Consider the following 14,507-nt stretch of genomic DNA (forward strand, 5'->3'; position numbering starts at 1 on the left):
GTTGTTTCGTTGTATACAATGTATTATACTCTTGATTGTTACATTGTCAACTTTTTTGTTATTATTTTTTTATTTCTAATATGTTCATACTAGTACAATAATAGCAATAATCAATTACTTATGTGAGTATATTGCTCACTTATCTTATTTATTATGACTCTTATTTTAGAACTTCTTTATTAAATAATTATTTAATTATTTTGTTTTTTATATGAGTTTAAAAAAACAGTAAATTCAATTATAAATTTACTGTTTAATAATATTATTGTTTTGATATTACTACTTTTTTAAGTAATACTGCAATAGATAGTAATGTTATTGTTACTATTGAAATATAAAGATAGCTTGTACCAGTTTTTGGTAGTGTTGAATCTTTAGTTGTTGTATTTGATGTTTTATTACTTGTAGTATTGTTTACTTTTTTATTTGAATTACTATTTGATGATAAATTACTACTTTTAATCTTTTGATAGTAATAAGTTAGTTTAGTAATACCTTCTTGATAACTACCTTTTTCTTTACCAGTAGTTTTTACTAGTTTATAGTTTTTAATAGCTTTAGCTTTTTCTTGATATTTAGTACCAACTTCAGCTGTTTTTTCTTTTTTGCTAAGTACTTTTTTACTGTCTTTATCTATATATTGAATTAATAGTTTACCTGTTGTTGCTTGAGCTATACTTGCTTCTTTCTTTTCTACTTTAGAATAATATAGGTTTATTATTACATTATTACCTTTTCCAGTAATTGTTTTCATACCTTTTATATCTTTGTATTCATAATTCTCAATATCTACTGGTTTAACTGTATTTCTAAAATCAACATCTTCATTAAAAACATCTGAATGAGCTAATACTTCTTCATTAGTAGGATCATCTTTATACTTTTCATCCATATAGTTAACTGTATATATGATTTTTTGTTTTTCAGTATCTTTTATATAGTAATGGAATGTAGTATATGTTTTACCTGCTTCATATACTACAGGTCCATCTAAACCTATTGTTTTGACATAAGTATAATTTTTTAACAACTTTTGTGCTAATTGATCATTACTATCAGCTAATTGATGTTTTAAATCTCCATTACTTCCATCTGCATTGTTACCTGAAGTTTCAAAAATAATTTCTTGTGTTTCAATATCTATACCTCTTACTAATAATTTTGCAAGTATTGCTTCTCCCTTCTTAGGAGTTTCATCACTTACTTTCTTATACATAAAATTAACATCAAATCTCTTATTCAATTCTATAGATACATTTGTACCAGTGTTTGCAAAAGTTATATATTTATAACCACTAATATTAAATGGTTTTACTAAATAATCTGCAACAAGTTTACTTAAATTATCTTTTGAAGTAACGGCATTTCCATTTTTGTCATATCCCAAATATCTAAGAAAGCCTACTCTTAAATTATATACATCTGATGGTATTATTTTTTCCTTAGTATCTACATCTATGTAATTGACTGTATAATCATTACAATGCGCTTTTGGATCATTCTTACATTCATCAAAAAAGTAATTTTTTTCCTCTGCTTTTACACCATTATTCGTTTGTATGAGTATACCACTTAGTAGTATTACAAAAAATAGTGCTTTTTTTAATTTTTTCATTATTATAGCCTCCTATTATTTTTAGTATTTAAGTAAAGATTATTAGACAATTAGTGCTATTTATTGTCTTTAAAATTGCTTTAAATATCTTTAAAGCTATTATATATCAGTATACTTATATTAGGAATTCTGTTAATTATATTAATACTATCAACTAATTAACTTATAACGTTTATGAATTATAGTTGGTATTTTCTATAAGTTATTATTATAAATATCCTATAAAATGTATTAAATTGTAATCTATAACGATTATAGTATGCGATTTCAACTTTTACCATATTTACAATTATGTTGTATAAAATTAATTTGCATTTATAAAGTATTTTCTACAAATGTTTTTTATATCCATTGTTTATCTACAATTATAATAGTACTCTATAGCAACAAAATATTTACTAATATGATTACTTATTTTTAATTTTTATTGTTTATCTTTATTTTAATTTAAAAATTATTTCATAAAAGTATAAACACAACATAATAATTATAGGTGATTATGCTTTTAATTAATATTTTGTAAGGAGTTTATGTTTTTTATGCTCAAGTTATAATAAATTTAAATACTAGAATTGCATTTTTTTATTATGTTGGTATTTTTAGTATATTGTATATATAAAAAAGAAGTTATCATTCTTTATTCAGAACACTAACTTCTTTTATGATTACTTATTATATTTTTTGTTACTATCTTTAAATAGTTCTATTGGATACTTCTCATTATTTTTTATTACTTTATTTCTTATTATTGTCTCTATATCTAGATCTAAATTATCAGCAAACATTATACAGTATATTAATACATCAGCTAATTCATCTTTTATTCCTTCTAAATCTTCTAAAACAGCTTGTTCACTATTTTTCCATTGGAATTTTTCTAGAAGTTCAGCTGCTTCTAATGATATAGATAATGCTAAATCTTTTTCATTATGAAACTGTCTCCAATTCCTATCATTTCTAAATTTATTTATTGTTTCAGTTATATTGCTAATATCACTCATTATATACTCCCCTTATACGTTTCTATATATTGCTTTAAATATTCTTTTAAGTTTTTGTCACATATATACAAGTAAGTTCCATATACACCTCTTGTTAAAAGAGTTTGATATATATTAATTATGTATTCTAGTAATTTGTCATTATTGACTCCCATTTTTCCTTTACTATCATAATAATTATTTTTATCTGCTATTAGCTTTTTATTGACTGGATCATATTTTAAATCATTACCTATTATTAAACCTGTATAATTTAGATCAAATCCTTGTATTGTATGTATAGATCCAACTTCTTCTATAGAACTTTCTCTATCTAACCAACTTATTTTCTTTACTTCTTTATTCCAATAAAGTTTTATTCCATCTATTTCAATATCTGGAATATCAGGTTTTTTTGACTTCCATTTAAAAGCATATCCACTAATTATTCTTGAAATACCAAATTTTTTATTTTTATCTTTGATAACTTCTACAAAAGTTTTAAAATCATCAATGATTTTAAATTCATAATTATCAAATTCTTTATATGAAGGATTGTTATTACTTAATATATTATCTATATATATACTATATTCTTGGCCAGCTTTTACTCTCATTTGTGATCTTATTTCAAATTTGTGGACATCAAAATCTAATTCATTATATTGTTTTGAAAATAATTGTTCAAAATCTATGTTATCAACATCTGATGGCAGCACACTTTGTTTACTATCATAAAAGAATATCTGAACTAGTGAATTATTCATTATCCAATCTAATTGAGTACCTTCTTTACCTAGATTTAGCTTTCTATTGGTATTATCATGAGATAAATAGTTTGTTATGGCATATCTTTTTTTGAGTCTATGAGCTTCATCTACAATTATAATTTTTGAATAATTTTTTGCGAAATCTGTTGGACTTACTACATCTTTTTTGTTTAGAATACTAACCTTACTAAAAAGATTCTTATATGTTTTTAAAAGATTATTATTTGGTACTACTAGTTTTACATCATTATTCTCTATTATATTTTCTGATAAACACTTGTCTTCTAAGATTATTCCATCATCATGCATATATTCTGATAATATTCTAACTATATTTAATGCTAATATAGATTTACCTGTACCCGCTAATCCTGAAACACATATTACAGTTTTTCTATTATTTGTTATAGCATTTTCAACAACTGAAAATATTTCATTTGATAAGTTACTTTGTTCTTCATTAAGTGATTTATATGGTGAAAATTTAAATAGTTCACTTTCTTGAATTTTAGTATATTCTTGATTAAATATCTTTTTTTTATACAAAATATTCCAAAGATCTTCAAATGCTTCTGCATATACTTCTCTTTGATAATAGTTATGGCTTTGGCCATAATTTGAATTAGTTATTGTAGCATATTTATCATCAGCAATTGCATATTCTATTAACATTGATTCATAATGTAAGGCTGCAGATTTGTTGAATTCTTCGTTAGATATAGTGAATATTTCTTTGAAACTTCCTTTTTCTTTGGTATTTAAATGTGTTTTTAATCTTTGTTTAATGTTAGCACTTTCTCCTATGTATATCTCTTTATTATTTGTTAGTAAATATAACATTGGATAGTTGTTAGTATATTTTATTGATAGATTATGCTGTTGAGTGTCTAATGAATCAAGATTAAAATCAAATTTGTTAATATTAAATTCTTTAAAATTGTCCATTGCTATTATTGTATGATATTTATTTACACTATACATAATAAGATATCATACTTCTCCTTTTCACAATTTTCATTTATGATATATATAACAATTTTTTTAGTATTTGAATTAAGCATTAATATTAAGCAATAATAAATGCTTACTATATTTAGTAGTTGCTTTAATATATGTATTTATATATAAAATTATATCATATTTCAAATTAACAAAATCAAATTTAAAAATTATTTTTAATATATCTAGTGACTAGTATATTTTTTTAAAAAATTATAACAACATTTAAATGAAAAAGTAATAATATTCTATACATATTTAAAAGTTAATCTAATTATTCTCCATTAAATATTGTAAATCTTCTGAAGATATTTTATAAATATAATCTTCTAGCTTTTCTTCTTCTATTTTAAATTGATTTATTAAATTATTTTCTATAAAATCTGTTTCATTAGCAGTTAAAACGACACAAGCACCTGTATATCCAAATTGATTTTTGTATTTTATTTCATTATTCGGAAAAATATATAATATACTTCTATAGAATTCTTCATAAGTTGCTTTATATTTGTTAGAATTTTTTAATTCTGATAATGGTATTTTTTTTATAGGATTACCTTGTATTGTTGAAATATACATATATAAATATCCCTCTGTTTCACTTAAATCAGGAATATTTATTAATTCTTCAAATTCTTCTTTTTCCATTTCCATAGCGTAGTCATCATAGTTTTCATTTTCTTTTAAAAATTCTTCTAAATAAGATGGCATATTATTTATTTCATCTAATTCAATAAACCCTACAGGAAGTGTAGCTCCTTTACTTTCTTTATTTGATATCATGTTATAACCTTTTTTTAGATGTGTTCTTGTTGAAGCATTCTCTTTTCTACGAAGAAAACATTGAATTAAATCCGCCTCTACTAATTCTCCTGTTTTAGCATTTATTACTGCTACATATACTTTTGACATATTCATTTCCTACTTTCTTATTTTTATATTATTTTAAATTTTTTAATTTATTTAGATAAAATTATTGTTTCCTTTCTTAATTATCGATTATACATAAATACTATCTTTACATACATATTTCTTATTTATATGATACTAAATTACCTTACACTAATCGTGTTATCAAAAAAATATTTTAAATTATTTACTTTACTTTTTTATTTATAGTATTATTTCTTATATTTTTAGCTACTTTGTAGGTTGAGTTTTATAAATAATTTTTTATAAAGATAATTTTTTCAAAAAAAAAAGATGAAAAATTTCATCTTTTAATGTATGTTTTGATTAGTTATTTTCTTTAGTTATTACTCTTTTAGTAGCTACAGTTATAGTTAAGACTACAATTGTAGTGATTGTTAATAACAAGTAATTACTACCAGTTTGTGGTAATGCTTGTTTTTTTTCTTTTTCATTTTTTGTTATTTTTTTACTTTCTGGTTTTGTAACTTTAGTTTGTTTAGTATCTTTTATTGGATCTTTTTCTATTTTTCCTTCATCTATTATAGGTTTATTCTTATTTTCATAATAATAAGTAACTTTTGTTGTTCCTATTTTAAATATTCCTGTTTCTTCACCGTCTGTTTTAACTAACTTATAATCTTTAAATTCTTTTGCTATTGCAGTGTATTTTATTCCACTTATAGTTGTTTCTTCTATTTTATCTAATATTTTATTTGTATCTACATCTTTATATTCTATTAGTAAGTTTGCTTTTAATTCTTGTTTTTTTTCTGGTGTTTCTTCTGAACTTTTTTTATAGTAATAATTTACTGTTATATTATTATCTTTTTTACTAACATTTTTCATACCGTTTGCTTCTATATATTTATAACCTGTTATTTCATATGGATTAGCTTGCCATTTATCTTTATCCTTTGCAATATAGACATCTGATTCTACAATTTTTTCTTTTGTATCATTATCTATATAATTAACAGTATAGATATTATCATAATCTACATTATCTTTTACATAATAGTGAGTAATAGTTGTTGTCCCTATTTTAAATTTATCTTCTGGCTCACCAATTGTTTTTAAGAAAGTATAACCATCAATTGGCATACTAGGCCAGTTGTAATCTAAGCCATCTATACTAATTGCATCATATTTTTGTATATCTTTTTTTGTAGTAACATCTACATATCTAGCTATTACTCTTGCTTTTAATTCTTTACCTTTTATAGCTTTAGCATCACTAACCCTATTGTAATAGTAATTAATAGTAATTGTTGCATTATCCTCATCTTGTATCATGTTGTCTTGCCCATTAGATGAGATGTATTCATATCCGCTTATTTCGAATGGATTTGCACTCCACTCATCTTTTGTTGGATCACTTTTAAAGGTATCTGCTGGTATGATTGCTGCATTATCTGACTTGTCTAAATAATTCACTGTGTAACTGAATTCCTGATCAGTACTTTCTTGAGCTAGTATTGAATTATTTGCTTGAACCAAAGCAAATAATAAGGCTATACTAAACAATATTCTTTTAATTTTTTTCATATTTCTTCTTCCTCCTATTATTCTATTTTTAATTTGATATTTATCTCTATTATATATCTATATAAATTCATGTAAATATTCTTAAAGATCTTTAAATTATCTAATGATTAATTTATAACAATTAAATTGTAGTTATCCATTTTATATAAATTACAGTAATAATAAACTACTAAAATACATTATTACTAATTTTAGTTATTGTGATTGTTGCTAAAATAAACTTTTTTAAATTGGATATGTTTCCTTTTTCTTTTTATAGATTAAGTTTTTACATATAATAAGGATTTTCTTAGATTAAAAATTTACGATTGTTTAATTGTTTACTAAAGATAATATTTTAGTTTCTTTTAATTACTAAAAATAACTTGTTAACTTTATTAAACTTTCATAATATTTCATTAATAATTTATCTTTTTTGTATTATATTTATATTTTATTAATTTAATAGCATATTATCTTAAATTTTAACATGTTAGTTATTAAAGTGTTAATCCATTGTGCTTTTTGTGTTTTCAACTTGTCTTGCATTAGATTAGTTATTATTAGTCACTTGTTATTGTATAAAAAAAATACCTTTATTAATAAAATAGCGGTATTTTTTATAAATCAATATTGAATTTAAGTACTATTGTTTTGCAGCATCTATTAAAAATTGTTTAAACATTGGCAATTCAAGTTTTTCAAAACTTTTTATTCTTAAACAAGTTTTACCTGCAGTCGTTTTACCTACTTTACCTTGATAGTACTCTATTATTGGTATTCCATCTTTTTCACCTTGTACATAGATATTTACTGTATTTTTTTGTGGTGCTAAGGCTATTAATGGATATTCTTTTTCATAGGTTTTAGCTTTTATTATTGTTCTTCCATAGGCTATAGCACTCATACTTTTCATATCAAAAAAATAACGTTCTAATTGTGGTAGTGTTTCTGTTATTAATCTATCTAAATTAATCATTAATTGTTTATGATCTAATGACTTATTAATTAAGTCATCTATTGAAGTTGCTCTAATGTTCATTATGTAACCTTCCTTCTTAATTTTTCTTTATTCTATCATATTATTTTTAGGTATATCGCTTTTTAGCTATGAAATTGTTAATTGTTAATAGTTTTGTAATATTATTATTAATTATTGATATATAAATTATTATTATCTTTGACATTAGATATAGATGTGCTAAAATTAGACACAATTTAAAAAGGAGGTATTTATAATGAGTAAGAATTTGAAGTTGTTTCAAGCAGTCGTTTTAAGTTTTATTGGTATTATAATCTTTTTTGTTGAAGTTAATATTGGTGGTAAAACACAAATTCCTTTAGAACATTTAATTAAGTTTATTCAAGGAAATTTTATTGATATATGTAAAATATATACTTTAATTATAATAATAATTGGTGCTTTGTTACCTTTTATAAAACAAACCTATAATAAAAGCACTATTTCTTTAGTCTTTTCTATTCTAAGTTTGCTTGCAATTCCTTTTGCTGCAATGTATTTTTTTAATTTTGGTCCTGAGTTTATTACTAATCCAGATACACTTCCCTATTTCTTTGATAAACTTGCTTTACCTGTTAGTTTGTATATTCCAATTGGTTCAGTATTTTTATCTTTTATTTTAAGTTATGGGCTATTAGAGTTTGTTGGAGTGTTAGTTAGACCTTTCATAAGACCTATTTTTAAAACACCTGGTAAAAGTGCAATTGATGCTGTAGCCTCTTTTGTTGGTAGCTATGCTTTAGGTCTTCTAATTACTAGTAGACTATATCAAGTTGGTAAGTATACCGCTAAAGAAGCTTCTATTATAGCTACTGGTTTTTCAACAGTATCTGTTACTTTTATGATTATTGTCAAGGACACAGCAGAATTAGGTGATCACTGGTTAACTTTCTTTTGGTCTACACTGTTTATTACATTCTTCACTACTTTTGTTGTTGTTAGAATTAGACCTTTAAAAACGATACCTAATGAATATTATGAAAAACAAAAAGGTAAACCAGAAATTGAGTATAAAGGTAATATCTTTAAACATGCTTTATTAGAAGCAAAAGAAACAGCTTTAAATGCTCCTTCATTTGTATCTTCTATGACAACTAACTTTAAAGAAGCAATAAAAATGGCATTGGTAGTTATTCCAAGTTTATTATCAGTAGGTACTATTGGTGTTATTGTTGCCAATAATACACCAATATTTGATATATTAGGTTATATCTTCTATCCATTCTTTTATTTAATAAGTCCAAATGAAGCTGTATTAGCAGGTAAAGCTGTAGCTGTTGGTTTTGTTGAAATGTTTTTACCAGTAACTTTATTAAGTAGTGTTGCTAATGTATCTTTACAAATAAGATTTATTATTGCTGTTACATCTATTTCAACTATACTATTTTTATCAGGAACGATGCCTTGTATTTTAGGTACTAAAATACCTATTAAGTTTTCTCACATGATTATTATATATATTGAAAGAGCTATTATTACAATTATTTGTTCTTTCATTCTTTTTCAAGCATTATCTTTCTTTAATGTGTTTGGTTAATTATTTATAAAGTAATTTTATTCTAAAGATGTGCTTAAATCATAAAAATAAAAAAAGCTGAATAATTGATTATAAATCAATTTAATTCAGCTTCTTCTTGTTCTACATCTATCTTGCTTTGTTTTTTTATTTTATAGAAATAAATATATAAAATATGTGTAAATGAAATTAATGTAAATAATGTCATATTAATAATAATTAGATTGAGTTTTAGCTCATAATAAAATAGTATAATTAAAAGCCATACTAGAAGATAAGCATTAAATAAACCCATTTTAAGAACAAAGCTTTTAATTTCTTTTTCGTTCATAATATCACCCTTTTTTGTTAACTATAGGTTAATTGTAACATATTTTTACAATAATGTTCTAAAATTTTATATTTTATGTGAAATATTTTCATAATTAATTAAATTTATATAAAAGATAATTCTTTTATATATTATTATCTTTTGAAATATAGTTTAGGTATAATTAGTATAAAGAAAGTTGGTGTTGGTATGAGAGAGATTAAAGAGATGTCTTTAGATAGAGATTTGAATGATTATGTAGAGCTTGCTTATAATTCTTATCCTAGTTTTAAGGATAATTCTTTTGAAGGTAAAGAGAAGTTTAAAGAACTTATAAGAATCAGATTTAATGATCCTACTTCTAAATACTTTGGAATGTTTGATGATGATGTTTTAATTGGTGCTATGCGTATTATTACTTTTGAGATGAACTTGTTCAATGTAATAGTTAAAGCTGGTGGTGTTGCTTCTGTTGCAGTTGATCTAATGTTTAAAAAACAAAAAGTTGCTAGAGAATTGATATTGTTTTATGAACAATATTTTAATAATTTAGGAATTCCCATTGTATCTTTATTACCATTTAATCCTAAATTTTATAAGAAAATGGGTTATGGTTTAGGTACTAAGTTAAACCAATACAAAATTAAAGCAACTGATTTTCCAATTGATTCAAATGAAGCTGATATAAGATTTATTACTTGTAAATCGCAAGTAGATGAACTACTAGCATTTCATGATAAAGTAGTTAAGCAAACTCATGGTATGTTTAATCGAATGGTTGATGAAATATATGATATTGAAAATAATAGTGATATTAAAATAGTTGCAAATTATAATGAAGAAGATAAAATTGATGGCTATTTTATTTATGAATTTGAGAATGGTAAAGATGGTAACTATACTATTAATAATATGTTTATTAAGGAGTTTAACTATACTAATATTACAGCATTTGAAAAATTGCTTGGTTTTATTAAAAAACAAGATGATCAAGTTAACTTAGTTATTATTAATACTTTAGATGATAACTTTGCCTATGTCTTTGATAATTGTTTAAATGATACTAACAATTATACAGATTATGGCTTTTTAGAAACAAATACTCAATACATTGGACCAATGTATAAAATATTAGATGTTAAACACTGTTTCAAATTATATAATTATCGTAACTACAACAATGTTAATGTAAATTTTAAAATAATAGTTGTTGATGAATCTAACAACTTTACTGAATGTATCATTAACTTAGAAAGTGGTAATATTATTGTAGATGCTAGTGATTATAATGTAACTATAAAAATGAATATTGCATATTTTAGTGCCTTATTTATTGGTAGTACTTCTGTTCTAGGTTTATATCGACTTGGTTTATTAGAAATTGATAATCTAGCATACTTAAATATATTAGATCTTGCTTTTTATACTCCATTTAAACCAAGATGTAATTCTGATTTTTAACAACAATACTTTTATTGTCTATAAAATATCTATAAGTACTAAAAAAATACAACATGAAATTTAATGTTGTATTTTTTTATTGTTGTTAATATACTTTATTATTTATAGTTTATTTATTTCTTCTTGTATATTTAAAATTAAGTCTGATAATGGTTTTCCATCTACTAAAGCATGATTAACTGTTAAATGTAATGTCATTTTGTATTTATCATTTTCTTTAACATATTTTCCCCAGCCAACTTTTGGGATTGAATCTTGCATTACATCACCAGCAAATGGTTGAGATAATCCTTCAAAATCAATCCATGGCACACTTGAAAAATAAAACATATTATTTACATTATAATCATAATTTTTAATATGCAATGATTTTTCTTTTTTCGATACTTCTAATATTTTTTTACTATCATTATAAAAAGTTTGATATTCATTTAAATCTACTTCTCTTATTACATAATAACCATAATCATTCATTATTGAAAAACTTACTTGATAATTGTTGTATATATAAGGCTTATTATCTACAATACGCATTTTAAATTCTTCTATTTTCATCATTTCATTACTACATATATATAACATATTAATAAAAAATGATTCTTTATTTTCTTTACATCTTTTTACTAATTTAGTTACATCTATTCTTACATTAATACCATAACAGGGATTAGCCATCTTTAAATAGCCTTCAAAGTGGTCTTTGCGATCCCATTTATTTAAATCTATTTCTTTTCCATCCATACTATTGCTCCTTGTCTATAATAAAAGTGCTCTAAATTACTTCATGTATATTATAGCACTTTTAAGGAAGCTATTTTTATAAGTTAGATACTATCTTATATTATTTCTACTTCTTTATTACTTATTACTTCAAAATGATATTTAACAATACCTAAGTCTATTGCTGTTGATACTCCTAATTTAGTTTTCAAACTAACTTTATCATTATTATATTCAAAATAAAATTTTTGTTGATTTATAGCTGTTGGTGCAAGTAATGCTGCTTCTATTCCTTGTTTAAACCAAACAGGCATATCTTTTGTATAATTACTTACCTGTTCTATATTTTTTGATTTACTAGCATTTCCATTGTTGATTCCATATCCTAATGCTATTACACAAATTAGTTTTTCATTATCATTTATAATAGCTTTAACATTCTTTTTGTTGTAAGTTGAAACAACCCAGCAAGTATTTAAACCTAATTCTTGTGCTTTTAAAACTATTTTTTCACCATAATAACCTGCTTTAATAAGGTTTTGTTTGGTTTTTTTAGCTACTATTGCTACATAATTATTTACATTATCAAATTTTCCATAACTTGCTAACATCCCAGTGAATGTTTTACTATCATTAAATATTACTTGAATTGCCAAACCACTTTCTTCATTACATCTTGTAGCTAGTTTTACTAAAGAATCCTTTATGTCTGTTGGTATTACTTTATCAGTATATGCTCTAACACTATGTCTTTGTTTCATTATTTCTAATAATTCCATCTTTTTTCCTACATTTCCATGTTACGATTTGGTAGTTGTAACATTAATTTTTTTGTTTGTTCTAATAATTGTATAAGATTATTAATACTGTTTAAATCTGTATCAAAGTAGTAATAATTTTTAGTTCCTTCTCTTCTCATTTTTACTACTCCTGCTTTTTTTAATATTTGTAAATGATGAGACACTGCAGGTCTTGATAAATTAGTAAAGGCTGCAATTTCCACTACTCTTAAGCCATTACATTGTTTGGTTTTCATCATTTCTAAAATTAAATGTTGCCTTGTTTCATCACCTAAAGCTATCAAAATCTCTTGAGATTTTTTAAACTGAGCACTTAAAAAATCTACTTCTTTATCAATATCCATATAATCAGTCCTTTTGTTTAATCACTTAAACCATTATACTATATTTTATTTATTATAGTTTAATGGTAAAGAAAATGTAGTTCATTAAAATGTGTTTATTATAAAAACAGGCCTAAGCCTGTTTGTTATTTTGCTAAATTAAATTGCCATCCAATTCCATACTTATCAATAACATAGCCATATAATTCAGACCAGAATGTTTTTTCTAAAGGCATAGTAACATTACCACCCTCTGCTAACAATTTAAATTCATTTCTTAATTTTTGCTCATCTTTAGTATTAATAACAATAGTGATATTGTTTCCAATTACTAATGGCATTGACATTCCATCAACTACATCCGAAAACATAATATTCATTTCATGTATTGTCATAGAAGCATTTAAAATCAAATCTTTAATAGAATCATCTATTTTAAAATCATCGTCTTCTGGCATTTGACCATAACTCATTGAATTTTCAATTTTAGTATTAAACACTCCCTCATAAAATTTCATTGCTTCTGCACTACTATTCTTAAAATTAATATATAATCCTGCTTCCATTTTTAGTTTTCTCCTTCTACTAACTCTTTTATTTTGATAATTGCTTGATCCCACATTTTGTTCATATCTTCAAAGTATAAATCTAAAATATCAATATCAACTTGTAATAAGCATTTATCTTGTTGTTGGATAATAGTATATTCTTCAACTACACCATTATAATAATCTTTTGTTACTACTTCATTATTTTCTAACTCTCCAATAAAACTAAAGACTATTTTTTTATATGGTGCAAACTCTGTTACCTTAGCTACTAAACCAGACCCTTGTCCATTAGTAAAGATTAATTGCTCATTTAACTTCATCTCACCTATAAAAGTTGATGAAGGTGCAAAAATACTAGTCCACTTTTCATAATTTGTTTTTTCTGTAAGTACATTCCATATTATTTCAGGTGCACTTATAAGTATAATTTCTTTATGTATTCTTTTCATATTATTCCTCCATTTATTAATTATTTTAAGATATTTTATTATTCAACACTGAATTGCCAAGTAAGACCATATATATCAGTAAACCATACTACCTTTATGAAATTTTCAATAGCTTGAGGTCCCATCATTATTGTTCCACCTTTAGATAATTCTTCAAAGATTCTATCAAATTCCTCTACACTATTCATCTTACAATATAAGTTAATATTCCAACCTATAGTTACTGGATTTTCCGCGCCCATTTCTAAAAAATAAACAGTTAATCCATTAATATCCATCTGACCATTTAACACTCTATCTGGAAAATCAGGATAATATTCTATTTGAGTAATTTTAGTATTAGGAAGTATACTTTCATATAATTCCATTTGTTGTTTAACATGTTCTGCTGTTGAGATAAAACAGATTGGTTTTTGCATTCATTCCACGCTCCTTTTGTATATCATATCAAAAATTACAAGTTACACAATTTTCATGCATTTCATATATAACTTATACATAATTATTGTTTACATTAAAATAAAAAGAGTCTAGTATCTTAATTATAAAGGTTCTA

General features: G+C 23.7%; 15 protein-coding genes. 2 read left to right on the plus strand and 13 right to left on the minus strand.

The window, feature by feature from the left end; translation table 4 throughout:
• Nucleotides 1-262 precede the first annotated feature (262 nt).
• From ACD762_RS05870 to ACD762_RS05895, 6 genes are all read right to left on the minus strand, one after another.
• A complete protein-coding gene (locus ACD762_RS05870; RefSeq protein ID WP_423363063.1) occupies nucleotides 263-1,615 on the minus strand; it encodes a MucBP domain-containing protein in 1,353 nt (450 codons plus the stop codon).
• 665 nt (nucleotides 1,616-2,280) lie between these two features.
• Nucleotides 2,281-2,616 (minus strand): nucleotide pyrophosphohydrolase, encoded by a 336-nt coding sequence (locus ACD762_RS05875; protein ID WP_423363064.1) that lies wholly within the window; start codon nucleotides 2,614-2,616, stop codon nucleotides 2,281-2,283.
• A complete protein-coding gene (locus ACD762_RS05880; protein ID WP_423363065.1) occupies nucleotides 2,616-4,310 on the minus strand; it encodes a DNA/RNA helicase domain-containing protein in 1,695 nt (564 codons plus the stop codon). Before ACD762_RS05880 ends, ACD762_RS05875 begins: the two co-directional genes overlap by 1 nt.
• A 324-nt stretch (nucleotides 4,311-4,634) precedes the next feature.
• A complete protein-coding gene (locus ACD762_RS05885; protein ID WP_423363066.1) occupies nucleotides 4,635-5,276 on the minus strand; it encodes a hypothetical protein in 642 nt (213 codons plus the stop codon).
• Nucleotides 5,277-5,600: 324 nt separating this feature from the next.
• Nucleotides 5,601-6,821, minus strand: coding sequence for a MucBP domain-containing protein (locus ACD762_RS05890; RefSeq protein WP_423363067.1), 1,221 nt, complete (start codon nucleotides 6,819-6,821; stop codon nucleotides 5,601-5,603).
• Between the two features lie 625 nt (nucleotides 6,822-7,446).
• Entirely contained in the window at nucleotides 7,447-7,842 is a 396-nt protein-coding gene (locus ACD762_RS05895; RefSeq protein ID WP_423363068.1) for a hypothetical protein, read from the minus strand.
• A 196-nt stretch (nucleotides 7,843-8,038) separates the two neighbouring features.
• On the opposite strand from ACD762_RS05895, the gene ACD762_RS05900 reads away from it, so the two are divergent.
• Nucleotides 8,039-9,358, plus strand: coding sequence for a YjiH family protein (locus tag ACD762_RS05900; protein WP_423363069.1), 1,320 nt, complete (start codon nucleotides 8,039-8,041; stop codon nucleotides 9,356-9,358).
• Nucleotides 9,359-9,392: 34 nt separating this feature from the next.
• Here the strand turns inward: ACD762_RS05900 and ACD762_RS05905 are convergent, their stop codons facing one another.
• On the minus strand, nucleotides 9,393-9,668 hold the full coding sequence (locus tag ACD762_RS05905) for a hypothetical protein (protein WP_423363070.1): 276 nt from the start codon (nucleotides 9,666-9,668) through the stop codon (nucleotides 9,393-9,395).
• Between the two features lie 141 nt (nucleotides 9,669-9,809).
• On the opposite strand from ACD762_RS05905, the gene ACD762_RS05910 reads away from it, so the two are divergent.
• Nucleotides 9,810-11,108 carry a GNAT family N-acetyltransferase gene (locus ACD762_RS05910; RefSeq protein WP_423363071.1) on the plus strand — a complete coding sequence of 433 codons (1,299 nt, stop codon included), beginning with the start codon at nucleotides 9,810-9,812 and terminating at the stop codon, nucleotides 11,106-11,108.
• A 102-nt stretch (nucleotides 11,109-11,210) separates the two neighbouring features.
• Here the strand turns inward: ACD762_RS05910 and ACD762_RS05915 are convergent, their stop codons facing one another.
• From ACD762_RS05915 to ACD762_RS05940, 6 genes are all read right to left on the minus strand, one after another.
• The gene (locus tag ACD762_RS05915) at nucleotides 11,211-11,849 is read right to left on the minus strand and encodes a CatA-like O-acetyltransferase (protein WP_423363072.1); all 639 of its coding nucleotides are present in this window, start codon (nucleotides 11,847-11,849) and stop codon (nucleotides 11,211-11,213) included.
• Nucleotides 11,850-11,944: 95 nt separating this feature from the next.
• Nucleotides 11,945-12,607, minus strand: a complete 663-nt coding sequence (locus ACD762_RS05920) for a nitroreductase family protein (protein ID WP_423363073.1) — start codon at nucleotides 12,605-12,607, stop codon at nucleotides 11,945-11,947.
• 8 nt (nucleotides 12,608-12,615) lie between these two features.
• On the minus strand, nucleotides 12,616-12,972 hold the full coding sequence (locus ACD762_RS05925) for an ArsR/SmtB family transcription factor (RefSeq protein ID WP_423363074.1): 357 nt from the start codon (nucleotides 12,970-12,972) through the stop codon (nucleotides 12,616-12,618).
• A gap of 125 nt (nucleotides 12,973-13,097) precedes the next feature.
• Nucleotides 13,098-13,517: a VOC family protein gene (locus ACD762_RS05930; RefSeq protein WP_423363075.1), complete on the minus strand. Its 420-nt coding sequence runs from the start codon at nucleotides 13,515-13,517 to the stop codon at nucleotides 13,098-13,100.
• 2 nt (nucleotides 13,518-13,519) lie between these two features.
• Complete coding sequence (locus ACD762_RS05935; protein ID WP_423363076.1) at nucleotides 13,520-13,951, minus strand: SRPBCC family protein; 432 nt, start codon at nucleotides 13,949-13,951, stop codon at nucleotides 13,520-13,522.
• Nucleotides 13,952-13,989: 38 nt separating this feature from the next.
• Entirely contained in the window at nucleotides 13,990-14,370 is a 381-nt protein-coding gene (locus tag ACD762_RS05940; protein WP_423363077.1) for a VOC family protein, read from the minus strand.
• Between the last annotated feature and the right edge of the window lie 137 nt (nucleotides 14,371-14,507).

Origin of the sequence: Mycoplasma sp. P36-A1 (assembly GCF_049478495.1) — a bacterium.
GTDB lineage: Bacteria > Bacillota_I > Bacilli_A > JAJDGJ01 > JAJDGJ01 > P36-A1.